The sequence below is a fragment of the Paenibacillus sinensis genome, assembly GCF_019904155.1.
Taxonomy (GTDB): Bacteria; Bacillota; Bacilli; order Paenibacillales; family Paenibacillaceae; genus Paenibacillus_AQ; species Paenibacillus_AQ sinensis.
Genome location: NZ_JAHCMB010000121.1, coordinates 1 through 25,858, shown reverse-complemented (window position 1 = coordinate 25,858; position 25,858 = coordinate 1). Strand labels below are relative to the sequence as shown.

Annotated in this window: 23 protein-coding genes and 1 pseudogene; 1 reads left to right on the top strand and 23 read right to left on the bottom strand. The window is 52.7% G+C overall.

The annotated features are described in order from the left end of the window. Positions 1 to 75: 75 nt before the first annotated feature. The 14 genes from KIH86_RS12700 to KIH86_RS12635 all read right to left on the bottom strand — a co-directional run bounded on the left by KIH86_RS12700 (position 76) and on the right by KIH86_RS12635 (position 15,880). Positions 76 to 3,831 (bottom strand): hypothetical protein, encoded by a 3,756-nt coding sequence (locus tag KIH86_RS12700; protein WP_223110497.1) that lies wholly within the window; start codon positions 3,829 to 3,831, stop codon positions 76 to 78. Between the two features lie 139 nt (positions 3,832 to 3,970). After that, positions 3,971 to 6,232, bottom strand: coding sequence for a hypothetical protein (locus KIH86_RS12695; RefSeq protein WP_223085679.1), 2,262 nt, complete (start codon positions 6,230 to 6,232; stop codon positions 3,971 to 3,973). Further along, the gene (locus KIH86_RS12690) at positions 6,229 to 6,870 is read right to left on the bottom strand and encodes a hypothetical protein (RefSeq protein ID WP_223085680.1); all 642 of its coding nucleotides are present in this window, start codon (positions 6,868 to 6,870) and stop codon (positions 6,229 to 6,231) included. Before KIH86_RS12690 ends, KIH86_RS12695 begins: the two co-directional genes overlap by 4 nt. Before the next feature lie 192 nt (positions 6,871 to 7,062). After that, the gene (locus tag KIH86_RS12685; protein ID WP_223085681.1) at positions 7,063 to 7,560 is read right to left on the bottom strand and encodes a hypothetical protein; all 498 of its coding nucleotides are present in this window, start codon (positions 7,558 to 7,560) and stop codon (positions 7,063 to 7,065) included. 10 nt (positions 7,561 to 7,570) lie between these two features. After that, entirely contained in the window at positions 7,571 to 7,951 is a 381-nt protein-coding gene (locus tag KIH86_RS12680; RefSeq protein ID WP_223085682.1) for a hypothetical protein, read from the bottom strand. Between the two features lie 71 nt (positions 7,952 to 8,022). Then, positions 8,023 to 8,166, bottom strand: coding sequence for a hypothetical protein (locus KIH86_RS12675; protein ID WP_223085683.1), 144 nt, complete (start codon positions 8,164 to 8,166; stop codon positions 8,023 to 8,025). A gap of 5 nt (positions 8,167 to 8,171) precedes the next feature. Continuing rightward, entirely contained in the window at positions 8,172 to 8,378 is a 207-nt protein-coding gene (locus tag KIH86_RS12670; RefSeq protein ID WP_223085684.1) for a hypothetical protein, read from the bottom strand. A gap of 63 nt (positions 8,379 to 8,441) precedes the next feature. Next, positions 8,442 to 9,311, bottom strand: coding sequence for a hypothetical protein (locus KIH86_RS12665; protein WP_223085685.1), 870 nt, complete (start codon positions 9,309 to 9,311; stop codon positions 8,442 to 8,444). A gap of 22 nt (positions 9,312 to 9,333) precedes the next feature. Then, positions 9,334 to 10,389, bottom strand: a complete 1,056-nt coding sequence (locus KIH86_RS12660) for a hypothetical protein (protein WP_223085686.1) — start codon at positions 10,387 to 10,389, stop codon at positions 9,334 to 9,336. Between the two features lie 11 nt (positions 10,390 to 10,400). Further along, a complete protein-coding gene (locus KIH86_RS12655; RefSeq protein ID WP_223085687.1) occupies positions 10,401 to 11,804 on the bottom strand; it encodes an ATPase, T2SS/T4P/T4SS family in 1,404 nt (467 codons plus the stop codon). Between the two features lie 77 nt (positions 11,805 to 11,881). After that, the gene (locus KIH86_RS12650) at positions 11,882 to 12,949 is read right to left on the bottom strand and encodes a P-loop NTPase family protein (protein ID WP_223085688.1); all 1,068 of its coding nucleotides are present in this window, start codon (positions 12,947 to 12,949) and stop codon (positions 11,882 to 11,884) included. A gap of 24 nt (positions 12,950 to 12,973) precedes the next feature. Continuing rightward, positions 12,974 to 13,657, bottom strand: coding sequence for a CpaB family protein (locus KIH86_RS12645; RefSeq protein WP_223110495.1), 684 nt, complete (start codon positions 13,655 to 13,657; stop codon positions 12,974 to 12,976). Between the two features lie 154 nt (positions 13,658 to 13,811). Continuing rightward, positions 13,812 to 14,711 carry a formyltetrahydrofolate deformylase gene (gene purU, locus KIH86_RS12640; protein WP_223085690.1) on the bottom strand — a complete coding sequence of 300 codons (900 nt, stop codon included), beginning with the start codon at positions 14,709 to 14,711 and terminating at the stop codon, positions 13,812 to 13,814. 41 nt (positions 14,712 to 14,752) lie between these two features. After that, a complete protein-coding gene (locus tag KIH86_RS12635; protein ID WP_223085691.1) occupies positions 14,753 to 15,880 on the bottom strand; it encodes a deoxyribonuclease IV in 1,128 nt (375 codons plus the stop codon). 165 nt (positions 15,881 to 16,045) lie between these two features. Between KIH86_RS12635 and KIH86_RS12630 the strand changes: the two genes are divergently transcribed. Then, positions 16,046 to 16,945: a TIGR01777 family oxidoreductase gene (locus tag KIH86_RS12630; protein ID WP_223085692.1), complete on the top strand. Its 900-nt coding sequence runs from the start codon at positions 16,046 to 16,048 to the stop codon at positions 16,943 to 16,945. Positions 16,946 to 16,966: 21 nt separating this feature from the next. Here KIH86_RS12630 and KIH86_RS12625 read toward each other — a convergent pair whose 3' ends face one another. The 9 genes and pseudogenes from KIH86_RS12625 to KIH86_RS12585 form a co-directional block, all read right to left on the bottom strand. After that, the gene (locus KIH86_RS12625; RefSeq protein ID WP_223085693.1) at positions 16,967 to 18,679 is read right to left on the bottom strand and encodes a DUF6382 domain-containing protein; all 1,713 of its coding nucleotides are present in this window, start codon (positions 18,677 to 18,679) and stop codon (positions 16,967 to 16,969) included. 40 nt (positions 18,680 to 18,719) lie between these two features. Continuing rightward, the gene (locus KIH86_RS12620; RefSeq protein WP_223085694.1) at positions 18,720 to 19,229 is read right to left on the bottom strand and encodes an A24 family peptidase; all 510 of its coding nucleotides are present in this window, start codon (positions 19,227 to 19,229) and stop codon (positions 18,720 to 18,722) included. A 26-nt stretch (positions 19,230 to 19,255) separates the two neighbouring features. Further along, positions 19,256 to 20,281, bottom strand: a complete 1,026-nt coding sequence (locus KIH86_RS12615; protein WP_235775395.1) for a pilus assembly protein — start codon at positions 20,279 to 20,281, stop codon at positions 19,256 to 19,258. A 17-nt stretch (positions 20,282 to 20,298) separates the two neighbouring features. Then, the gene (locus KIH86_RS12610; RefSeq protein WP_223085695.1) at positions 20,299 to 22,545 is read right to left on the bottom strand and encodes a coiled-coil domain-containing protein; all 2,247 of its coding nucleotides are present in this window, start codon (positions 22,543 to 22,545) and stop codon (positions 20,299 to 20,301) included. Between the two features lie 126 nt (positions 22,546 to 22,671). Then, complete coding sequence (locus KIH86_RS12605) at positions 22,672 to 23,331, bottom strand: TadE/TadG family type IV pilus assembly protein (RefSeq protein ID WP_223085696.1); 660 nt, start codon at positions 23,329 to 23,331, stop codon at positions 22,672 to 22,674. Between the two features lie 8 nt (positions 23,332 to 23,339). Then, complete coding sequence (locus KIH86_RS12600; protein ID WP_223085697.1) at positions 23,340 to 23,525, bottom strand: Flp1 family type IVb pilin; 186 nt, start codon at positions 23,523 to 23,525, stop codon at positions 23,340 to 23,342. Between the two features lie 12 nt (positions 23,526 to 23,537). Continuing rightward, positions 23,538 to 24,410, bottom strand: a complete 873-nt coding sequence (locus KIH86_RS12595) for a type II secretion system F family protein (RefSeq protein ID WP_407672275.1) — start codon at positions 24,408 to 24,410, stop codon at positions 23,538 to 23,540. A gap of 10 nt (positions 24,411 to 24,420) precedes the next feature. Continuing rightward, on the bottom strand, positions 24,421 to 25,185 hold the full coding sequence (locus KIH86_RS12590) for a type II secretion system F family protein (protein WP_223086078.1): 765 nt from the start codon (positions 25,183 to 25,185) through the stop codon (positions 24,421 to 24,423). Between the two features lie 77 nt (positions 25,186 to 25,262). Next, positions 25,263 to 25,643: pseudogene (locus KIH86_RS12585) on the bottom strand (CpaF family protein); the annotation flags it as partial. Between the last annotated feature and the right edge of the window lie 215 nt (positions 25,644 to 25,858).

The following is a 25,858-nucleotide window of genomic DNA, read 5'->3' as shown; positions in this document are numbered from 1 at the left end:
TCCGGTCCTTGCATACTCTTTGAAAGGAAAGGACGGCCTCATTATTTTTTAAATAAGAAGCAGTCCATATTTTACTTACTTTATCCGGTGACTTCTATAATAATCATCCCAATTCCCCAAAATATTGACCGTTACCTTATCCGTCTTCGTCTGATATTCATTTGTAGCAGTAAAGGTAAATGTGATGGGGCCATCCGGGAGATACTGGAACGATTCATCGTACAGTGAACCATTCCATAGCTTCTTATCTTCATCGACCGGTGAGAGCTGCGTTGTCAAACCGCCGGGTATAGTAACCTCAATGGTATCCGGAAGTCCGGTCGCATCCGCCACCAGTACAAACTTCTCTCCCGCCCAAAAAACAGTGTAAGGCCGCGGGATTTCCGGATTGCCGGTCTGTTTCAGATTATTATTCTGCCGGTTTATATTCCAATCCGATGTATGCTTAACCCCGCCTTTTACGCTCAGTAGATTAACCAGCATATATTTGCGCGGTGAAGTGGCGCTGCCGAAGCCCTCGCTTTCCAGTCCATCGTGAACCGTGACCTCGACTGCGTACTTCCGATTCTCCTCCAGCGCGCCAGCCGGAACCTTCCATTGAGTAGCTGTAGAGATTTGTTCCCCCGAGTCCACCAGTAATGCACTCGATACAGCATCGTAAATTTTAACCTGGAAACGCTGCTGCTCATCCCCGTCCGGATCGGAATAGCTCCATTTGATGATCGGAGTCAGCGTACTGGAGATGGTCGGCTTGGACACGGTATCGCTTGTCGGGAAGGTCAAGTTAACTGCCGGCAGTCGGTTCACCACGGTCAAAGCATGAGTAATCTCACGAAACAGGCCCAGAGAATCCGTCACCACCTGGCGGTACGTGAAGGTGCCGTTGCTCGTGAACTGCTTGCTGAAGTCGGCGGCTGCACTTACAAGCCCCTCGGAACTGCCGCTCTTTTTCAAAAAATATTGATACGACAGCGTGTCGCCCTTAGCTTCATCATCGTCATACGCCGTGCTCTCAATCTGCAGAACATCCGTCCGGTAAATGGGAACCTTCGTAGCGTCCTTCCCTGTATCAGTGATCAGGGTGAACCCTGGAACGGGCGGGTTGTCGATAATGAACGCTTTCTCGTTGGAGATTTCGGACCAATTGTTCTTGGAATACGCCCTGCCGACCACAGAATAGAACAGGAACCGTTCCAGGGATTGATTGGGCATCTGGTACTGCCGGATAGATCCGGTGCTGTCATCGTTCTCAATCGTTTTAGCTAAGAGGCTGTCCTTGGTGTAGAACTCCAGCCGGTATTTCTCCTGCGGATCTCCGTCCGGATCGGAGTAATTCCATTTGATCAATGGGTCCCCTTCCTTCTCCGCATCAGTGATCGTTGGATTGGATCGGAGGCCAGCCGGCGAGGTCAGCGTCATGGCTGGAGGCTGATTCTCGGCTACCGTTACTTTCAGCGAAGCAATATTCGACTTGTCTCCAATCTGGTCTACAGCCCAATGTTCGAGTGTATAGACGCCGGGTTGATCATAGGTCAGACTGACATTCGGCGAATTTTTCATGGAAATCTGCCCATCCGTGTCTGTTATCCGCCAGTAGTATTTCAAGATGGGCTGGTCAGCGATGTCTTCATCCTGATCGTTTGATGCATAAGTATAGGTGTTATATTGGGTAGCTGTGTCCGATCCTACAATTGCTGCTGTTGGCTTATGGTTCTTTACCTCAAAGGTTTTTGTAGCGTTCCCACTTAATTGACCGTCAGACGCTGTCAGACGTACTTCCCATCCGTCAGAGATGGTTTTTTTCGGGTCAAGACTATACCAATTGATCATATTCTGAACGCTTATGGTAGGATTGCGGCTGTTTCCTGCATAATAATAACCGCTATTATCAACACGCGTATTCCAAGCATAGGTCAATGAATCTCCGTCCTCATCCGGATCAGGTGTATTATTCTCAAAGGCAATTACAGTATCCCGGTATACTTCGCCTGGCATGTTAAAAGCCGGATTCGGAGGATGATTCATAACGGTAACAGTCTGGCTATAGGGCAAGGACCATAATCCCCGGTTGTCACGGACCTGAAGAGAAACCTGGAAGTTGCCTATGCCATAGGCGGCTATATTCGGAGGAACAGCCGGGCCTCCACTGTAACTCCATACTTGCGGTCCGCCTTCTTTGGAAACCGTCCACTGATAGATATCAAGCGGATCGTTGTCAGGATCGAATGATTTGTCCGTAGTCACCGTAGCTTTACGGTAAGAAACCGGGTTTGGATTAACGGTAAACATGGCTACCGGAGCCAAATTACCCGCTGACGCTCCCACCGTTCGCACACACCAATCGCTCCACACGCCAAGGTTGTTGTCTCCATCTATATCCCGGACCCGAAGCCGGATGGTGTATAAATCTGTAGTAGACAGCGTTCCACTGGGAAGTCCCTCTGTCCAGAGCTCGTCTTCGCCCTTCTTATATTGCCACTGCCAATCGATCAGTCCTTTATCCGCTCTTGACGTATGGTCCAGATCATAAGAGCTGTCCGCCACCTGCAGAGTTCCGTTCACTTGTTTAGCTGAGAAAAGAGCGATAGGCTTCCGATGGACCTGAAATCGCATCTGGGTCAAATTATCCCGAGACCACATCCGGAATTCGTCGAATCGATCATCGCTTTTCGGCGTGTCCCGCGGCTGATAGGTCGCGATATATAAACCTGGAAGCGGGAAAGATGTGTACGGAGTAGTACGCCACAATCCGGAACCTGAAATTAGACCCTCACCGCTGTCAAAAAAGGCAGCATCATGGTCATAGCGGTAACGCTCCGCGTACTTGATATCCCCCTCCGTATCTGTGTAAGTCGTCGCATTCTGGATAGGAGAATCAACTAAGACAAAGATATTCCGCTTGAGCCTTTGCCTGACCTTGACGGTGACAGAAGCGGAAGCCGCGGCGTTGCTCGGATCTACTGCCTTAACCCAAACGGTATAATCACCAGGAGGAATAGAGTCCTGAATGATATCCAAGGGTATCGAGAATGGCTTGGTTCCCCCTGCTTGCGGCACCTTGATGCTCTTATACCAGACATTCGGAATTTCAGCTGTCACCGTTAAGTCATTGTTATCCGGGTCCTGGACTACGCCCTCGATGTTCAAGCTGTTCATACCTGGATCATTCAACAACATTTGATCGCTTGGAGTGCTGATCGAGAGGGTCGGAGCGCTGTTCACAACTAAATCAATGGTGAAATCACGCGACACTGTGAAATTTTGCGCTGTATTTAGATTATCATCATAAGTATCTGTAATTGAAGTTCTCCACCTCATTTTGGTAGGTGGATTAGGCATAGGGGAAGGAACGTAGGAGGGACCCCAAAACTCCATTGCATCTTTGTATGCCTTATCGTAATTATCATAAGCCTGATTCTCAGAAACTGCTCCATCGCTGTTGCTGACGTCTACGAATGAATCAACACTGTAACTCCTCCAGGCCGTTCCGCTTACCACATCATTAACCAGACGCTGATAAGTCCACCTTGTTTGGTCCCAGTCTACCAGACCGTACTGATTAGGTGCATCATCTTGAATCGACATTTGCGAAAAGACATAAAGTCCCGGCAAAATGGTATGGTACGATTCACTGACATTAGCGTTGGTATGCTTAACGACATGATAACGGGTCGGCTGTACCTTATACGTAATATTCTTCGTGATTTTATTGTACTGGATGTTGGTTATGACCGTTTCCGGAATATCGACCGACATATCACCCGCTACATAAAAAGTCAGAATATGCTTTGAATCCGTCCAGGCTGGAATATGAACATCCGCATAATTCACGATGTCTGTATTTAGAGCTTCAGCTGTATGATCGTTCGTAAAAAACGCAGGAAAACTCACAGACAGCAAAATCAGCACAAGTAAGGCGGATATCGTTCTTTTTATAGTTATCGAAGCTTTCATCTTACCCGTCCTTTCTCTACCAAGCCCAGTCGCCTTCAGGCGCCCGGTTTTTTACCGTTACAATTCTCTCATTAGCTGACATACTCGATGAATCAGTAAACCTTCGATCTGCCGATGTAATAAAATCATCTATGGTTGGCTGCCCGAATTTTTCATAGACGGTATGCCGGATCTCATATCGGCCGATTTCATTTACCGTCAAATCCAACCGATCGGCGTTCTCATTGCTGAAGCTCACCCAGGATTCATCCTCAAAGCTGCCGTCATTATCGGAGTCATACCGGTATTCCCAAAGCCGCTGATCGATGAAATCATTGTCGGGAGAGAACGACATATCGTCCAAAGCAATTTTGGCTTTATTCCCGTCTGCCGGATCACGATAAACCGTGCTTGGCATGAAAAAATAAACTGTGGGTGCTTCGTCAGGAACAATCTCAAAGGTGACTTCATTGGTGTCGCTGTATCCCAGGACATTCTCTACATAAATCGTCGCTTTATAAATGCCTGGCTTCTTGAAAAGCACATCCTTCAATCCAACCCCAATCAAGGCTCCGGAATACTTGATATCTGCATTTGTTCCTCCGGAGACGGCCGAAATGGTGATCCGGGTCTTTGAACCATCCAGAGGGTAATGAGTCGGACTTGTGCTCGTATTGGCCAGCGTGACCTTACGATTTTGTTTTTTGGTTCCCCTGACCTCTAGCGCTGCTTCCGGAAGCGGCTCAATAACTTTTACAAATCCCCCATCTTGCGCAGTCATAAAGTCATTATCTACAACCGTCAGCCCTACCGTTTGATCACCGAGCTTGCTTGAAAGATACCAGTATTTCGTCATAGATTTGGTTGGGTCAGACGTGCCCGCCGGATTAGCCCCAGGGGCGTCGAATAAGTAGGTTATAATCGTGCCATCCGGATCGTAAGAAGCTCCACCGCTTGCGGTCCACTCCTCCCCGGCTTTCACGACTGGAGGAACAATGAGCCTGGCAACCGGGGGTCTTCCTGTAGGCGTAGATGGCGTATCAGTAGTCGGAGGTGGAAACGTAACAGTAGAATGATCCTTGTACAACTCCACCGTTGCTGAAAGCTTTTGCTCCAAAGAAGAGACGCTGCCGGACTTGGTAATGACTGCCCTGCTGAAACGGACAACCACTGTCAAATCATATAGGCGATGATAAGGGTCTGTTGTGACATCAGTAGCCGGAATACTGAAGCTAAAGGTCTTACTGCTGTTCAATGTTTTTGAATAATCTTTTTGAATCTGAAGACTGCTATCTTTGCCATGCTCCTTCGCATAAAACACCCATTCCTCGATGTTAGAAGAATTTGTATACTGCATAAGCTCACCCCGAAGGGATAATTGAACCGGTACATTCGAGTTCTCGAACTTCGCCGGGTTGGGATTGGGTTTAAGCACAGAAACCGTACCGACCAAGGTCACATCGTCCGGAAGGGCAGTATCGAAGCTGACATTACCGCTGTAATTGTAGGTAGTTACTTTGGCGTCGGCGTAGTAGTGGTAGGTGAAGGGAAGAATATACCTTCTTCCTACAACCCACGGCCCTACAGCTACGGATTCAGGAACAGCTTCAGAACGATACATATGACTACCTGGAGCTGTGTACGAAATAATAAATTGACTATTTCTCACATTTACGGTTGCATCTGATGGAGGATAAAAGTTGTTTATCCGGATCGTGCTTTGGATAATGTTAGTATTGTCTATGACCTCATATGCACATCCGTTGTACCATTTAATATAGTCCATTGAAACATCTGAACGAGTTACTACCCCTGGTGTCTGGTGCAAATCATACGGTAATGATGCCCCTGATCCTCTAATAATTGTGTAGTCATTAGTGTTTCTGTCAATATTGAATTTGTTGATCTGCCAGCGAACACCATCTGAGTATCGCCATATAGAATTACCAGGATTCGTCTCATAATCAACTCCATATGAACCACGATAACCTTCAACATTTTGAATAGTTTTAATTTGCTCATTTCCTCTCAGCGTGAGCTTAATTTTTCCATTTTCTAAACTCAGACCTACAATCGAATTAGAGCCGTTATATTTTAAAGTTCCACTTTTTACTGAAGCAGCGCTCACTCCCGAAGGCAAGTCTAATAAAAATGTCTTCTGAGCGTTAGCCGATCCAGTCAATTGTTGATTTGGTAAGGAAACTGACTTTGAGAGAGTGTCTGCTGCATATGCCGAACTGGAGAAGTTCGGCACGATGCAGAGCAAGCAAAGGAATACTATCAAGAATCTCTTTTTCATCTAGCGGTTCCTTCTTTTGGCCGATCTACAATGAACTTTTCTGAAAAAGCTCCATTAAAAAATATCCGGATAGCCAGGTAATTGAACTTACCTTCATAAACAAATCCTTGATAAGTCGATAACTTTTCTCCTGGATTTAATTTGAAATCCCACAGGGCAGAAGTATTATTTTTTTTGTCTGCCAGAAAAAAGGGCATTGCTAGGCCAAGAGCGCCGGAGTCTCTCACGTTTAGAAACCATTTACTGGACACATCGTTTGCATTTTGCTGTACAACCTTCTTGCTGTTATTCGCAATCGTAATCTTCGTCCAGACAAAGTATTTCGGATTCCGGAAGTAATCGCTGTTCTTGGAGTATCCATACTTGTTTCGGATCGCCTTGGCTTCGGCAGAATCAATATCGTAGATCATGATCTTGTGAAGCGTGTAGCTTAGCCCGCCCGCCGCAACAGTAACCGGAAAGCTCACATTTTTCTTCAACCCATACTTCGCCAAATTATCCGTCATCACCGGCGCCGCTGTTGCTGCCGCAGCAACCTTAGAAGCAGGCCGCTCTGCGGCCACTGCCGGAATTCCCCCCGCCACTACCTGTGTGAGCAGCAGAAACGCCACGCTTGCTTTTAACATCATTTTTTTCATATTCAACCTCTCCCTTAATATGATTTATGTACATTTGCGCATATGTATCGGCAAAACTCCCGCAGTCTTTCTATGCGGGGATGCTTGCCGATGCACTGAAAGCGCAGGCGGGCGGCTTGAGGTGTTCATACCAAGAGCGATAGTTGCTTCGCCGCCGCTGCCTTTCATAATTAGAATGAACCCTGTGATTCTTCATTTATCAGGCTTGTACTCCTGAACCGCCGGTACCTGGATATCATCCTGAAGCTTGGCGCGGGCGAGCAGCACGGGGTGCCTGGTTTTAATTACGGCAATCACCGACGGTCCCTGGAGATACTTCGTGATCCCAAAGCGGCTGTCTTCGTACAAAAACGGGAACGATCTGCCGGAGGCATCATCAATCACCTCGAAATCCACAATCTCCACTTTGGAACTTAACCGGCTGCCCGCAAGGGGAGTGAGACTGTCATCCAGCCCCAAATTCGCCTTAAGCGCCTCCCTGAACGAAGCTTCCGCTTCGTGCAGATCGATCACGAGCCGTCCATCAGCCAATGCGGCCTCATCCAACTGCTGCGCGGCATCATGGACCGCCATGTTGTTGGCGCTTTTGAGCAGCTCCCGGTCAATGTCCCACTCCTGATTTTGTACCTGAAAAAACCAGCTATACATAAAGATCAGCAGCACAAACGCCAGCTTGATTATATAGTCCATAGGGCTCCCCTTAATCCAGATACTCGCTCATAATCGAGCTGTGCCCATAGTAATAGGACGATTGCGCATTTCCGGAAAAATTGTAAGGAAACAAGGAAATCCGCGGCGCTCTAATATAAACGTCAAGTCTGGAGCTTCGGTCCTGGACCGCTTCCGTACTGCTTGAAATCCCGATCGACGATTCCGTGAAGCCCAAAGCCTTAAGGTTATTCATCACTTCGCTTCGCATGCTCGCGGTTATCATTCCTTCAGTTGCGGCTTTCTGCGCAAGGTACGAAGTATTGGCCTTAATCTGAAGATCCAGCAAATAGTCGATATACGTCATCATCGGCTGCAGCACAATAAACAGCACCAGCCACATGAATAATGCCCGCAGAACCGTGTCCTTCATCGCCTGCAGATTCTACCCCTTTCCCTCTGTTAGCAGAAAACTCTCTCGTCTCCCGGCCCGTTTGCAGCTAATCAATAGCTCTCAACCTGCTTCGTATGGGCGATAACATCATCCTGACCGCTCCCGATCATGCCTGTGGCAAAGGAAATGAAAATGCCGGCAATCACAAAACCGATAGCAAGAAACATGGCGACGGAAATCGAATCATTCTTCATGGCGCTTACGCCTCCCCCGTTGTGACCGGGTTCGACAGTATATCTGTATGAGGAATTGGCATGTACAGACTGGCGGCTGGCACGGCGGGACGGTTGTCGTCCGCGTCGTCGATGACGTCCCGTACAAGTGGAATCAGCACGGCGATAACGATGGCGACACACAGAAATCCGATGGCAATAAACAAACCGGCAGAAATAGCATCTTTTTTCATTGTTAAAAACTCCCTTTTCATTTTATTTTTTTAAAGCCTGATTGAATATGACAAAATTGCATTTCATTGAAACAGGCGAACTTCATTGAAATTCCCCTTTATGAGCATGATGTACTGCATGGCCAGCGTGACGATCATCAAAAAGGTGGCAATCGACGGGATCACGTTAATAACGGTAGCAACATCACCAATGATGGACCACTTCCGAAGGTATTGGTCGCTGGAAATCTGGGCGATAATGTTTCCCTGTTCCTTCAAATAAGACGCCGCCTCCAGATCGTCATCCATCCCTTCCGTCGCCAGCAGAATCGAGCGGATATCCCCGATAAACGGATGCCCTTCCGGAAACCTTTTGCAGAACCATTCAATCGCCCGTTCCGGCCCTTCGTCCACCGCTCGCTCGGATAATTCGTACAGATCATGGCGGATGTGAACGAAGTGGCCGGCAGCCTCCGCGCAAAATATCCCGAACTGCGAGTACCCTCTCTTGCGCAGCCGGTTATTCTCATAAAGCCGCAGGAAGGAGATCAGTTCGCCGTCTTTCCGGATAACGGAACGCTGATGGAGCCATGCGAGCACCCAGCCTAACGGCAAAAACCGGGCAGGGCTGGTCAGGATAAGAATCAGTACGCCAATCAGTAAATCCCACCAACTAAAAGGAACACCCCGGATATAGCTCCCTAGCGTTTGCGCGAGCACATACAGAAGCGCCGCCGAATAGCGAAGCAGCGTTACTTTTCTTGCAGAAATCATCAAGCCGCTGTCATAGAGCAGCTGAGCCAGCTTCCCCTGATTCAAACGTTCTCCAAGCCCCTCCCATCTGTGACGAAGGCGGAGCATGTACCGTTCCTGCTGCTCCGTCGAGCTCACGAAGATCAGAACCGCCAAATAAATTATGCCGATTACGGCCGCAAGCATAAAAAATCGGTCCATCTGCTATCCCCTCATCCCATCCTCAATGATAATCAAGCTTCGGTCTGGACAACGCGCTGCCAATCACGAACGAAAGGAACAGCCCCGCCAGAATCACCATCATAAAAGTCAGCCCCGGCTTCGTCTCAAACTGAAGGTGAAAGTACACCGCAGGCTTCAGCATATAAATAAAGGTTCCCAGCGAGAAAAACAGAACAATCAGATTTCCATAAAGCCCAAGGCTGATGGCATCCCGGCTGTTCGCCTTTACGGCCAAAATGGCCTCGCGCTGCCGTTCCATGGAGCGGGTCAGCGTCAACAGCGAATTTTTCAGATAGAAGCCTCCTTCTTTCTCCGAATAGAGCAGATCCGATACGAACTCAACGGCAAACGTCGTTCCGATCGCCGCCGAGAATCGCCGGGTTTCATCCAGCAGCTCCATCTCCGTACTGTAGCCCGCAAAAGCGGAGGAAAGCACTCTCAGCGGCGATGCCAGCACATTGTCGATCTCCAGGGCGTCGGCGGTATTGCTCAGAAGCGCGTCGACCGGCAGATGCGTGTATTTGGCGGCGATTTTAACGACATCCAGCAAATGATAGCTTCCACTTACCTTGTTGTGGGCAGAGACATACCGTAGACGCAGATAAGGCACCGATCCGGCCAAAGCAGCAAAAAAAAGAGGCATCTTCCACCACTCCCCCTCCGGCCCGTTCTCATCAAAGGTCATGCCTTCCATAAAAGGGTTATGAAAAACAAAATGGCCCGGCAGCTCATGAAAAGTAAGAGAGCCACATATAAAGACAGCTAACGTCAACACTGCAGATTGAATAAGAAATCCGTATACCGCGGTTCCCGGTTCATAATTCCGCTTCGCCATGTAGAGAAGACGATCCAGATGATTGTAAAAAGGAAGCCGCCATTGCCTTCCGTTTCGTCCATAACGATTACGCGAAGCGGATTTTTTGAGACTCAGCCGATAGTGGAAGCTGTTCACTGCCTCCCGGATTCCCTGTCCGGCAAGCTGCCTCACCAGCATCCAAATCCCAAGAGCTGCCAGAAGATGCAGTGCGAACCGCAAGAGGCCCATTAGTCCTTCCATTTCCGTTCCTCCTACTCGTTCAGCACGATTTTCGATTTCAGGCTTTCCCGGATCGGGCTGCTCATCGGCATTCCTGCTGCCAGCTTCCGCAGCTCGTTCCGCAGCACGGCCTCCGCATCCGGATTTTTTCGCCGCATTTTGGCCACAAGTCCTTCGGTAAGTTCAGCGTTATAGGTCCATCCCCCGGCTTCACCGCTCCACCGCATCAAATCATTCGCAAATACCGAATTATGTGATTCATCGAAAAAGACCTCGGAAATACGGGACAGCCGCTTCCTCCCCTCTCCCACACTCTCCAAAATAAACACAAGCTCGCAGGCTTTCAGCGCGGACACCAGATGTCCCTTCAGACTGCCGCCAATCCGGGTGGATACGGCAAAAGCACCTTGATAAGGAATGTCCTCCGAATCGACAGTGTGGAATGTGCCGGTGATGCCGTCATACCCCTTCTCCCCGCTCCACAGATAAAACTCCCATTCGTTGAACCGCATTTCGGTCATGTACAGCAGATTAGGGTCATGGCGGAGCGATTCGATGCCGACCTCCATCAATTCCTCATTGGCGGCCTGGATTGGAATTATCCGATGCCCCTTGATCTGGTGAGGCAGCGTCGATTCCGGGTGCTTCTCGATCATCACTACACCCATGCAGGAATCTGAGCCAAGCAGCTGCTCGCCGACAAGCGTGTTGGCGAAGGTGGTTTTGCCGGAGCCGACCGAGCCGGCGATAATGGTATTTCGGAACGTCATCGCCAGCGAACGAATCATAGGTACAGCTTCGGACGGAATGCAACCCGTTCCCGCCTGATCGTCCAGGTTCAGGTATTCCACAACCTGACGGCGGACGGAGATGGTGGTGAAGCCCTCCCACACCCGCGGCGCCACCCAGATAGCCAGACGAATGAAGCGGCCGGGCCAGAGCGGATCATCCATTTTTAATTCAACGGAAGGGTTGTCCTTATTCAGCTTCTTGTTCGGATCGCTCTTCAAAAGTGAACGCTTCAGCTGCTCCACCCGATCGAGCGATGGCATCTCATAAGGATACGGCACGAATTTACCCTTCACGTTGTAAAAAATCTGCCGGCCTATAATCTGCAGTCCCGTCGACTCGCTGTAAGCCCTGTCCGTAAACCACCGGTAGGCCGGGCCAAAGCCTTTCCATTCATGAAACAGCGCTTCGGCGGCGGTATCATAGGCTTCCGGCACACTGCCGGTGAAGGGATGGGTGCGCAGATACTTCTCAATCTCGTTCATGAAAAAGCCGACTGCTTGCGGATCGCCGGTCAGCGCCTTGGCATTAAGCTCAAAATAAGCCTCATCCTCGCGTTCCAGGCCCGCGTTCATCTCCTGCTTCATCCGGTTAAGAAACGAGGGGAAGTCCTCCTTGCCGGGCTTTCTGCTCCGAAGAATGCTCATCTTCAGGGAAAAGACAGCCTCTCTACATTCATCATCTCTTTGAGTGCTGCAAAGGGATGGATTCGCTTCGTGCAGAGTCATCGATAAATCCCTTTCTTTCGCACCTCGGGAGCAAAGCCGAAGGAAGACAGCATGACCCGGACCTTCTCATCGGCTTGGGCAAGCTCTTTTTTGCCAAGGGGTAGCCGGCCGGAAGATACCTGAGCGTATTGCGGGAGCTCCAGGAGCAGCTCGGCTCCGAACCGGAGCGCCAAACTCTTGGGAGAAACAGCTTCACCTTGGCCGGAGCGGTTCACCACAAATTTGAAGTCTTCCGGCTCAAGGTCCATATGTCCCGCCAGCTCAAGCAATGCCTCCACCCGGGATTCATGTCGGGGATGAGCGACGAGAAGATGCAGCGCCGACTTGCGCATCCCGGTGTACCAGGCGGCGCTCTCCGGAATCGCCCCCAAGTCCGCGATGACAATGTCGGCATGCTCCGATGCGCGGGCCAGAAGATACTCCATCTCACTCTCCCGGTAATCCTGAGCGCCCAGGTAATCGCAGTTGCCCGGCAAATACGTATAGCCATCCTGAACAATCCACTGTCCGAAATCCTCAGCACTCAGCCGGCTGCCGCTCAGCTTGGAACGGATACGATCCAGGCTGATAGCCGGTTTTCTGTCATAACCTGGATCATAGACATTCATGCCCAGCAGCAGAACCCGCCGGCCCGCCGCAGCCATTCGGCCTGCCAGCATCCCCGCCACACTGGTACAGCCGACGCCCGGACCGGAACCGAGCACGGCAATCACATTGCTCCGGTCATCCTGATCCTCCATCAGAACGAGTCGGATTTTCTCAACAACGGCCGAGCCGTTCGAACGGGGAGGAAGGAAATGAATACCGAGTTCCTGACAGGTCATGTGCACGCTTCTCGCACCTCGGGCTCCCCGCTCGGTATAGACGTACAGAATCGTCCACCCGGGATACTGGCCCCGAAACTCCCGCAGTTGCAGTCCCCCCACCTCGCTGTTTGTTATGATCAGCATATTGTCTGCGCCTTGAGCCGAATCGGGAAAAACATTCTGCATGACCACCTGGTAGCCCGATTGGCGGATTTCGTTCACGGTAAGCTGGTCCAATCCTACACTGAATATTTTCATCGTCTATAGCACCTCCAGTCCTTTCTATTCCACCCGAACAATCCAGAGCTTGAAGCCGCGCTCCAGGTATCCCTTCAGCATTTCGCCTTCGCTCTTCTTCAGCTTGAGCTCGGGAGCCGCCACCTTGCCGGTTGAGGTCACCCGGTTGTTGTCATTGCCCTGCTCGGTGTCGCGGACATCGTTGTTGTCCTCCGTCCGGACATAATTGACGGTAATCCCGGTCAGCACCGCTTCCCCGGGCGGCAACGCCGCTTCAGAGTTCTCCTGGGCTCCAGTGTGGAGAAGCTGGTTGTCCCTCCGGTTGTCGCTCCCCTGAACGACATATATATCCACCTTGTCCCGGCTCCGCAAGGAACCATTGACAGCGTAGATCACATCCTTCGGAACCGGGAAAATGCCCTCATCGCTTCGCGGCTCCAAATCGCTTAAATCGACCAGTTCTCCCGTCAAAATGCTTCCGTCCGTCAGGCTGACGTTGGTTATTTTCCGTTCCACCTGTTTAAGGCTGGTTACAGCTCCTGCGGGAACATCCTTCGTCTGAACCGAATCGAGATAGAGTTCGGCGGGTGTAAGCTCGTGATTTTTGGGAAGCACACCTCCTCCGTTCACCCTGACCTTAACTACTGATTCCGACAGAATATAGGGCTTGAAATAGAGATCATAGCCCAGCAATCCCCCGAATCCGATGACCAGAATAAGTGAAGCCAATACATAATTTCGCTTTATCAAATGACTGCGCGGGGCCGACAAGCAGTTCGCCTCCTTTAAATTCCTGTCTGATGGACATACAAAAACACACTTTGGCATAGAGCGCCAAAGTGTGGGTAAAATGCTTTTTTACCGAAAAGCCGATATGAAAATGTCAGTTAAAGACAACCGTCTTGTTCTCATGGACGAGGATTCGGTCCTCGATATGCCATTTCACTGCGCGCGCCAGCACGACGCGTTCAATGGTCCGCCCGATCCGCTTCAGCTCGCTGACATCATGCCGATGGCTGACCCGCTGCACGTCCTGCTCAATGATCGGTCCGCCGTCCAGCTCTTCCGTTACATAGTGGGCCGTCGCGCCGATGATTTTAACACCGCGCTTGTACGCCTGCGCATACGGATTGCCGCCAATAAAAGCCGGGAGGAAGGAATGGTGGATGTTGATGATCCGGTTCCGGTAATGTGTAATGAACGACGGTGAAATAATCTGCATATACCGGGCCAGAATGATGACGTCGATATCATCGCCAACGACCTCAAGCTGCCGGCGCTCCGCTTCCGCCTTCGTATCCACCGTAACGGGGATATGATGATAAGGAATACCGAACGACTCGACATACTCCCGCATATCGGGGTGATTGCTTACCACAAGCGCAATGTCGGCGTCCAGATCGCCCGCCTGCCACTGCCAGAGCAGTTCCACAAGGCAATGATCCTCTTTGGATACGAAGATCGCCAGTCTTTTCTTGTGGCTTACATGAAATACCTGCCAGTCCATTTCGAAGCTCTCCGCAATTTCGCCGAACTCCGCTTTAAGGGCCTCCATCCGGGACTCCAGCTCGGGCAGATCAAATTCGATTCGCATAAAGAACATTCCGCCGGATGGGTCCATTGTATACTGGTCTGACTGCACGATGTTCGCTCCATGCTCATGCAGAAAACGCGATACCGCCGCAACGATCCCTGGTCCGTCCGGACAGGAGATCAGCATCCGCGCACGACTGGGATGCAGCTCCCCCGAAGCAGATTGTTCTCTTTTGACATGCAATTCCATGAATTTCGTTCCTTCCTCTCGTCGTCTGTCCGGTCTTATGTTTAGGCGCCTACCAGCACCTGCTTGCCCGCAAGCCAGGCGATCAGCCGCTGGTTCACTGCTTCCTCGCTTAAGCCTGAGAACAATCCCGCCCCCATTATTTGATCATACAAGCGTTCAAGCGGTTCCCGCGGGTCCGCCTTGCGGGCCTTGGCATCGCTCTTGAGCAGTTCCCAGACATTCAGCACAAACGAGCGGGAATCCACGTCCTGCTTGGCAAAAAACGCATGCAGCTCTTCGACCTGGTTCAAAAACTCGCTGCCGAAGCGCTCCTGCACATTGCCTCTCAGCAGCGCGATTTCAGCTTCGTACATCGGCCGCTGAGTCTTGGCGTCTTTGCCGATCCACGGTGTCTCCAGAATGAAGGGAAGGCCCGCCAATCTTTCGTGATGCACCACGCGGTTGATGGTATCGAATCCGATCCACCCCGAACCAATCGGGGTATGGCGGTCTTTGTGGCTGCCGCGCGGATTCTTGCTGTCATTGATATGCACGACGCCGATCCGCTTAAGTCCGACGATCTGATCGAACTGCTCCAGCACACCGTCCAGATCGTTCACGATATCATAGCCTGCATCATGGATGTGGCAGGTATCAAGGCAGATGGAGAGACGCTCGTTATGCGTGACCTTGTCCATAATCGCCGCAATCTCTTCAAAGCTGCGCCCCATCTCCGTACCCTTGCCGGCCATCGTTTCAAGCGCGATATGCACCTCGGTCTCATGTGTACCGTCCAGCACCTCATTCAGACCGTCGGCGATCCGCTGAATCCCGTATTCCGGGTCCTTGTCGGTATATGCGCCTGGATGAAGCACAATATGCTTGACGCCGAGAGCATGCGTCCGGTGAATCTCCTGCTGGAGAAAATCAACGGCAAGCTGGTACGTATGATTCTTATAGGAAGCCAGGTTAATAATGTAGGGAGCATGGACAACGATCTCTTCCACACCGTTCTCCCTCATCACTGCATGGCCTTCCTCGATGTAGAGTTCTTCGATCGGCTTGCGGCGCGTATTTTGCGGAGCGCCGGTATATATCATGAAGGAGCTCGATCCGTATTCATTGGCTTCATTGGCGGCAGTGAGCAGCCCTTTGTCTGCACAAGACACATGGGAACCGATTTTTAGCATGCCTGTTTTCCCTCGCTTCTTCGAAATTATGCTTTATTTTATCGTGATTGGGACAATAAATCCAGGCAATGCTGCAGAACGGTCCGTATCTTCGCAAACCGCAGAGTGATACGCTATACTTTATTAAGCGGGTTATCCCATACACAGGCAAGGAGGCTCGAAGCAATGAAGGCAATTATATGCGGCGGAACCGGCTTTATCGGCACCGCACTGACCGCTTATTGGCTGCAGGCCGGACATGAAGTAATCATTGTCGGCCGCCGGGTTCCTGCCGATGCTATGTCTCACTCCCGGCTTCAGTACCGTACCTGGGAGGAACTTCATGCAGATCCAGGAACTGCAGAGGGCTCCGCTGTACTGGTCAATCTCGCCGGAGCATCGCTCAGCCAGCGCTGGAGCAGAAGCGGCAAAGAACGGATTCTGAACTCCAGAATCGAGACGGTAGCCGCCGCCTCGCAGCTGATCGGCCGACTGAACGTCAAACCTAAAGCCGTCATTCAAGCTTCTGCGGTCGCGATCTACGGCACTTCACTGACAGATACCTTCGATGAGTCCTCGCCTCCGCGCGTCATGGATTTCCCTTCCAGTGTCGTACAAGCCTGGGAGGAAGCCGCGGATCGCGCTTACCCCGATATTCGGCTCGTCAAGCTTCGGACCGGATTGGTGCTAGGCAGCAAAGGCGGAGCATTCCCCAGAATGAAGCTCCCCTACACGCTCGGCTTCGGAGGCCGAATTGGCAGCGGACGGCAGTGGATGTCCTGGATTCATCTCTCCGATATGGTAGCCCTGATCGACTTCTGCGCTGCTGCCCCGGAACTGGCAGGCCCGGTCAACGCTGTAGCTCCGCAGCCGGTAACGAACGATCAGTTCGGTGCTGCAATCGGCTCCGTATACCGTCGACCTCACTGGTTCCCTCTGCCCTCTTGGGCGCTTAAGGCAGCGCTTGGCGAGCTCTCGGAAATCCTGCTGCTCGGGCAGCGCGCGCTTCCCGCCAAACTGCTGGAGCACGGCTTTGTCTTCGGTTTCCCCGAGCTTCACCGCGCCCTGAAGCAGTTAAAGGACTGACTCGCAACTCTGACTTGCAGTCTAATGCTGTCTGAAAGTATAGCTTCCATTAATAATAGTGAACGTATCACCGTCGGCTAAGGGATATTCCTTATAGGGAACCATCGCCTCTCCCCGAAACCGGGTGCCGTTGCGTGAGTCCAGATCCTTCAGCACATAGCCTCCTCCGCTGCGAAACACCTCGGCATGGACTCTGGAGGCTCCTTCCGACAGCTCCACATACTGGGCAACCTCCTGAGAGCGCCCGATGATAAAGCTTGTACGGTTCAGCTCGATCTTCTCGCTGCGCTCGCCTCCTTCCTCTCTCCGTTCAAGATAAGGCTGCATCGCCTTGGGCTGTCCTCTCTGCTTGGCCTCATCCTTATCCTGAGCCAAGAGCATGGTGGCTGGACCCGATTCGCCATAATGCGGCTTGGCCGCTGCTTCCGCAAGAGGGGCGCCCTCCCACATCCGCTCAACCCGCAAGGAATCCTTCATTGCAACCGGCCGTGGCTGCGGCTGTGGCAGAGACTGTCCTCTGCCGCTGGAGAAGTTTCCGAAACCAATGCTTTCGAAATAGGACACTTTTGTACTATCCCGCGAACCGGGCAAACCCTCAGCTTCATCTTCCACTTCCGAGTGACCCCGGGTTCGTGTCTTGCTTCCGGGCCAAACTGCTGCCCATTTTCCGAGCCAGGTTAATCCGCAGACTGCAATCAGCAGAATGCTCACGGCACCGCAGACCAGCAGCCCCGATCCTCTGGGTTGGTCAAGGTATAGAAACTTCCACAGCAGAGCGTCCAGCAGAACGCTTCCCAGCATTACATAGGTTCTCACCGGAGACTCTTTATTGGCATCGCCAACCGCCTTCTCTTCATCCGCCTCTTCTTTCGTCTCCTCTGTCGCCTCGTTCACATTGCGTCCAGCCTTACCGACTGTCCCTACAGGTCCCCAGGATTTGAGCCATTCCTCCACCGGAGGCAAGCTTCGGCCTGAAGCCGGCTTGTTCGCCACGGCTGCCTCGGGCGCGCCTTGTGCATCAGCTTGATCACGGGAGGAGAGGCGGACTCTGTTCACGGGTTCTTGCTCCCGAAAGAGACGTTCAACCGACGCCCCCTCCGCTTTCAGCTGGAGAGCAGAAGCATAGTCCGCATGCTGGCCGCCCTTACCTTTCTCTTCACTCTCCATGAACAATGCGGACAACAGCTCCTTACAGCCGTTTACCGAGAAATCTTCCTCTCCGCAGTAATGAAGAAGCCGCTGCAGACCGTCGCCGCTGAGCTCGGTGATATGGGGCATCAACACAAGAACTAGCCCCTTAAGGCTATCCCCTAAAGAACGGCCCGGCTCCTCCATCTGAAGAGGAACATAGGTCAGGAACACCTTCCCTCTCGGCAGCGACCCTTCTACAAAAATATAATCCTCATGCAGTGCATAACGTTCCGGTGACAGCATGTGCAGACGTCCCTCTTCGACTCCCTGCATGATCTGGAGCAGTAGTCCATATAGCCCGCACAGCGTCAGCCTCGTTCCCTTCAGAAGATGCGACAGCAGTTTTTTTCCGGAGACATGATATTCCAGCGTTACATACATGTCGATCTCTTTGATAAAGAGACGCAGATGATGAGAAATATCAAGCGTTGTGAGCATCCGGCTCGGGACCGGAAGAATGCGGGATGCCGGAATCTCTTCCTGAACTCCCAGCACCATTCTCGTACCTTCATGCCGGGTGAAATCCCGGGTTAATCCAAACAAGATCGCTCTCCTCCTTTCCATTATCGGCTCATTGTTCCGGTCAGTAGGTCAGGAACACGGCGACGGACGCAGGGATGACGGCCAGCATAAAAGGAAAGCGAAGCGGATCACTGTCCATGACCTTCAGGCTCATCCACCTTGGCACGTAAAGGAACCCTTGCAGCAGACGCCATATTCCGCGCAACCTTTGGAAGCTCTCCCGCCTTTTCAGTACAAGGAACCAGCCGATCACCGCCGCGAACAAGAGAGAGAAGAGGATCACCTGGACGGTAAACGCCGCGCCGGTCCACGCTCCGATTCCCGCAAACAGCTTGACATCGCCGGCTCCGACAGCTCCGGCCATATGCATCAGCAGCAGTGGCAGAAAGCCTACCGCTGTACCGACAGCCGAGAACATCACCCCCTTCCAGCCGCCGCCCGCTCCCTGGATCACGAAACCGGCGAGCACGGCAGATCCCGAAATCCAGTTTGGTATTTTCATGGTCAGCACATCGGTCAGGAAAGCCGCCACCAAAAAGGGCAGACAGCCCCAAAAAGCCCAATCGTCCATTTCCCGCTCCTTTCTTTTGCTGTTTTTCAGTTGTTAGCCGCAACATAGAATTGTCCCTCCGCTCTTCGCCCATCTTCCGTTTCAACGACAAAGGTTGGCGTTGAACCCGGCGTCGTCCGTCCTCCGACCGTCCATTCCCAGGTAATATAACCATCGGCATCAGCCTGCTTCCAGCCCAGGAATTTCGCGGTGCTTCTGCCGCTCTGATAATAGATCGTCAAATTGACCGATTCATTCGGTTTGACCTGGATGCGGATCATCCCTTTATGCCAGGGAATCGCGGGGTTCGGCTTCTCCAGAATGGAAATGCTGCCGGCCTCTTCCCCTTCACCCTCTGAGCCTTCTCCGCCGCCTTCTGTCTCCCCGATCCAAGCCCTTTCCACAGCCGAAGCTTCAAGCACGATGCTGCGCCCGATAAAAGGAACCTTCATCGGCAGCTCATAGCTGACCTCTATCCCGAAGTATGGCTCCGACTTCCCGTCAAGCTTGGGAATCGTTACATTGGACACATGAATCCGGTCATAATCCAGTATTCCGGAGGACAGGTACGGCTTCAGCAGCGGCTTGATAGCCGAGTCCAGCACAGCTTCGGACGCCTCCGCCTGGAGCTCCTGCAGCGGACCTTCACCACTGTTTGCCGCCGACCTCACCCACTCGCCCAGCGGGGAGGGCAGCTCCGAGGCGTACCGGTCTGCCCATTCTCCCACCGAAATTCTCGGAATGGTCCAACCCTTCGAGGAGGATTCGCCGGAACTCGCGGCGCCAGCGGAATTGCCAGCTCCAGATTCGGCGTTCCCAGACCCTGAGGCAGCGCCCGAATCGCTTGATTCCTCCAGATGCTGAACCGCGAGAGCGGCGGGATACATATGCGAGGCCACCTCCTTTACCGTGTCGGATACCGTCCCCTGAAGGGCGGTAGAGAACAGCGTCATCTGCACAATAAAGATCAGGAATAGTACAAACAGGAGAAAAAAAGGCATGACCATGGCCGCCTCGACAACCATGCTTCCTTCATTTTCCTTCAGGCCTCTTCCCTCGCATCTGTCAGTCACCGACTCCCCCCCTCCTGTCAGTAAGCAAATTGAGCTTTCACGGTTTTATAGTACAATCTGTCTTCCATTTCTCCGGGAACCGCACCCGAGTAAGACAACAGCTCCATAATGCCGGGAAGAAACCAGAGACGCATGCCCAGTCGAACCTCCGCCGATACCGCAGTGCTTCTCTCGGCGGGATTGATCCCGGTATTCAGCCGGATCAGCGCCAGCATACGGGACAGCTCGGCGTCTCCTGATCCATGCAGTACCATGAACAGCCTTAAGTAATCGCAATAGGTCAGATTAGCCTGTATGTAGGCCGATAACGGTGCTTCCCCATTGGTGCACAGCAGCGCCATGTCCTTAATGGCCTCTGTCAAGCCATACAGCAGGGCGGCAGCGACAACGAGCAGCGGATTACCGAGACCCGCTTTCTCTACGAATCCCTCCATGGTCCGCACCGCCAATCGCACCGTGAAAATTTCGCTGTATGCAGCCGCGACATTCAGCCCCGGCTTATCCAGGCCGTACAAAATGTACTCAAGTTCCTGATTGTGCGGACCCAGTTGTTCCACTACCCTTTGTCCGATTTCATCTGCGGACCCTGAGGTCAAACCTTTTAACTGCGAGATATCGAACGCGGGAAAGCACTGAGCCGCATACTCCGTTTGAAACAGTCTATCCCTTGAAGCAAGAAGGACATCGCCTAGCGATTCAAACAGATGATCCATCATACCCATCGCCGCCGCTCCTTCCTGAAACGGTTCATCTTCCTGATCCCGGCCTGACGTATTTTGATCCAGTGTCTGATTATAAGCCAGGCTCTCCTCGTAATACCGGTTCAGTTCACCAAACTGTTCGGATACCTCCCCCGCTGCGGAGTTCAACGAACGGAGACTCTGGATAATCCCCCTGACATCTGCGAGCTTGCCCTGCGCTTCCCTCTCTGCGGCTTTTCGCTCTCCATCAGAGCCCCGATGTCTCTCGACTTGCGCTCTCTCCCCTTCAATAACGGTTCCGCCGCTTCCGTAATCCCTGACATATTGACTCAGGGTTCCGGCTGCCCCGGTTACCATGGCTTTTTGGGCTCCGGAGCTGTCCGACAACCCCATCTGCGCGGGATTGATGCCACCCGAAAGACCCGATGCCTGCGAATAAGCTTCATGGGCTCTCTGCTGCTGTTCCTGTATCCGGCTCTCCAAGTCGCCAAATTCGATCTGATCCATCAGCAGCTGCTCTGCTTGCTCCCGGATACGGGGAGTGGCAGCTTCGTTCCCCGTATCCGGAATATCCCAGGAATCAGCGGAGGAATAGCCGCTTGAGCCTGGAGATTCTACGGACTTCCGGATCTTCTCCCGCATCTCTTCATTAAGGGATTCTGCTTCTTTCAAGGCATCCTCCGCCTGCCGGGCGAGTTCATCCTGATTGGTCCGCCATGCCGCCAGCGCAGAGTCCAGTCGGGACAGCATATTGGCGGACTGAGCAAGATAAGAGGCTATCTCATCGGTGTGACTGGGCAATTCACCCGGTTCCCGGTCTCTGTCCTCCCGGCTCTTTCGGACGTAGTCGCCGTATTGGGCGACGATGTCACCCGCGCTGGAGATATGTCCGATCGATTCATCGGTAATGGCTCCCGAAACCGGAGACATTGTAAGCTCAAGCGCAGACCTGGCGCTCTCGGCAGCTTGGCGCCGTAGATCCAGCATCTTGTCGAGCGCGGCCTCACGCCGGTCATACAAAGGCTCAAGCCCAGCATACAGGTCCATGGTCTTTGAAGCTTCATTCATAGCCCCCGACAAGCCCTTGAATTTTCCGGCAAGCTCCAGCGCAAAATCGACAGGCGCTTTAAACTTCATCTCTTCGTTGATCTGATGACGGAATACCTCGTAACTTCCCAGTGTGCTCCCCCATTCCAGCTCCGAAGAATCATAGCCCAAAGCCACAAGGTTGAAGCCGTCGCTGCGGCCGCTCTTCTGAACCGAACCGGCAAGGGTCCGGGAGAACAGTTCATCTCCATTGCTTGATCCAAAGGCGAACAGTCCGTATCGGCTGCGCAGCTCCGTATCGTATGCCGACATCAAGGATCGGACCCCTGCCCTGACCAGCCGCTCGCTTTGAACACTGGCAGCCGTCATCCGTGAATAATCGATCAGCACGGCGGAGAACAGAAATACAAAAGCCAATACCATGATTAAAAATACCGAAACCGAGCCTTCGCTTCCGCGTCCCGGAGGAATGCCTCTCTTGAAAAGACGGCGTAAGCGGCAAGCTGTTCTTCTCATCGTTACAATTCCTTTCCTGACCGGACTCCCTGCCTCAATCTGCATCTTGGCCCTTCAGCCTGATCCCAAGCCTTTGTCGGTCTTCATTTCTTATCCGGCTCTGGACTATTTACCCGAATGTCGGCCCTACTTCTTGCCCAGCTTCTTCACCATCTCCGATGCGTCGTCCCGCTTCATGCCGCTCTCGCCGGAGGCTCCGCGAAACTTGGCGTCATAGTAACGCATCAAGTCCACGGTACGGATAAACTCGACAGGCTCAACTATAAGCGATCTGGAATCAGCTTCCGGCTGCGCTCCGTCGGATAGCACCCCGTCGATCACGGGAAGCCGCAGCATTTTCGACAGCCGGGTGCTTACCGCTCTACCGGAAATGCTGTAGCTGTAGTTCATCTCGCCGGTCATTTCACCGGGAATCCGGGCAGTGGCATTTCCCAGCTTGACTTCGGGAAGACTGCCGTCTCCTGCTGCCGGGGGGAGGGTAATCCCAGCCGCATTCTCGCTCGATCCGAGTCCGAACAGGCTGCTCAGCAGACGGTCATCCCCAATCCGCCAATAGAGTGAATCAAATTCTCCGGCGGGAGCAGCTCCATCCCGGGCCTTGTGGCTGTTATCCCAATTAAAAGCCGCCTGCTCCGAAGCATTGGCCGCTACCTGCAGAAGCATAGATTTCTGATAGGCATACAGGCAAAAGAACAGCAGCAGCATCGTGATGCACAGAATAATCGGCAGCACCATGGACGCCTCGAGCGTGAAGCTTCCCTCGTCGCTTCGCAGTCTGCACCGCATAGCGGCGATTAATCGAAGACCTTCCGGCTCTTCTCGCCGGCGATCTCGATCAAGTTCTCCACAACTTCCTGGATTTTATCTTTGAACAGCAGCACGACGGCAATCAGCACGGCGATGATCATAATCATTTCAAGCGTTCCCAGACCTTCTTCATCCCGCCAGAAGCTCTTGCCCTTCTCCACAAACGTCTGCATAGATTCATCCTCCTACATATTCATCATCATAAAAGCCGGCGTTCCCACCAGAACAATAACAATCAGAAAAATTACAACCATCGGAAACACAAGCTTCGAGGACGCCTGCTCGCCTCTCGTCCGGCTGACCGCCTTGCGCTTCTCCCACAGCAGCCGGGACAGATCCCTCAGCGCCAGTGCGAATTCACCTCCACCCCTGCGCATATTCAGCAGCACAGTCGTCGCGAAGAGCGAGACCTCCGGCACCGCGCAGCGCTTGCTGAAATTCTCGAACGCCTGCTGGAACGAGTAGCCTCCGTTCCATTCCGCCGTCATCACCGCAAGCTCCCGATACAGCGGATTCGCATCATTACTCCGGGTGTCCAGGCAGCGAAGAATGGCCCGCTGCACCGTCTCGCCCGCACCAACCAGCAGCACAATACCGTTCAGCAGCTCCGGAAGCTCCATCATCATGAGCTGCTCGCGCACTTTGACCTTCTTGTGAAGATCAGCCGCAAGAGCAGCAGGCAGCCCAGCCGCAAGCGTCAACCCAAGCACAAGAAGTCCCGTTTCCCCACTGAGTGCCGCCAAAGCGCAGCCGCCAAGCGAGAGGAGCCATGCATAGGCCAGCATTTCGGCCATGAACAGAAGCGTTAGCTCCGGGCTGTGCCGCTGTCCGTACAGGCGCTGAATCGAACGCTGGAGCCGAAAGACAAAAGCCGGAAACCTCGCGGCGACGTTCAGCCGTTCCAGAAGCAAGAGGAACGGCTCCGAAACCTGCTGCAGCTTCATGCCTTCGGCCGGCAGCCTTCGAAGCGCCGCATAGCGGCTGCCGCTTGCCAATCGGAGCATCAGCCAGGCCGCTAGCCATAAGACCGCCGCAACTCCGCAGGTCCATCTCAGAATGATCACTCCTTTACAGCGGAATATTCATGATCTTGCCGATCCAGAGAAAGCACAGACCGAGTCCGGCCAGCGCAATTGTCGAGATGATCATGCCTGCGCCGGTGTACATCGGCTGCAAATAATCCGCAGCGCTCATGTTCATGAAGAGCAGCATAATGAGCGGAGACGCCAGCAGCGCTTTGGCTTCAAACCGTTTCTGGGATATGCTGACGGCGATCTCCTGCTGGATATCCAGCTTCTCACCGATAATGCCCGAGGTGCGCCGTACAATCTCCACCAGATCCCCGCCCGTCCGCTTGGACACGGAGAAGACGTCGGCGAAACGCCTTATATCCTCCATGTCCGCCCTGCGGCTGAAGTCATGAAGCGCCTCTTCGATGGGCTGTCCGTATTCAAGCCTTGCGCAAATGATCTCCAGCTCGGCAATCATGTCGCTTCCCCCTTCCGGGTCAAGCATGCGCAAGTCCTGTATGGCCTCCCGGAAAGCATTCTCTACCGATCTCCCCGCCGACAGCGAGGACGAAAGCGAGAACAGCGTCTGCTTGAACTGGAGATTCAGCGCGGAACGCCTCCGCTTGAGCCGGTAATCCCGCCAGATCCGCGGAGCCCGCAGCCCCCCGGCCGAAACCAGCAGCGCAAGAGCCAAGTGGTGATAGAACAAATAACCGACGCCGAACAGGAGCAGACTGCCTGTGAGAACCGCGAGCCCTTGCTCTCTCCGGCTGGAAACGTATACGGTATAGTCTGTCAGCCCTTGGGCTTGGGTAGACGACATGCTGCCAGCAGCGCCTTCCCTTAACCGGGACGAAGATGGCACACCTCTTGCAGAGGCTCTGTTCTTCAACAATCCGCTCATCCGATTCTCACCCCTGTTGCTTTGAAACGATTCAGCGGGTTATCCCGGACTCCCGCCATCTCAAGCTTCGCGGTGTTCTTCAAGGGATTTCCGCAGGGGGCGAGCGTGCCTTTGATCCGGCCTTTGTACTCCCCGAGTTCACGGAACTCGAACAGGGGATTCAACTGCACTTCACCCTCTGACATTCCGGTGACCTCGCAAATCTCCACAACTCTTCTCGTCCGGTCCCGAAAGCGGGCCAAGTGAATGATGATGTCAATCGCCGACCCGATCTGCTGCCTGACGACCTGAACCGGAAGCTCCGCGCCGCTCAGCACCATCGTCTCCAGCCGGCTGAGCATGTCGCGGGCGCTATTCGAATGGCCGGAGGACAAGCTCCTATATAGGGTATTGTGGTAAAGATAAAAGGGTCTCCCTCGAGGGGAGACCCTTTTATTGATATGAACAATATAAAAGATTTTTAGGCAGATATACTTTTATCAGCTTCTGACTCACTTGTAGCATTATTGTTTATCAAATTCTCTATTTTGGTTAGCCGCTCTTCCATTTCATCATCATTATTTTTTCCATCAATATTAATGGCCTTTTTAGC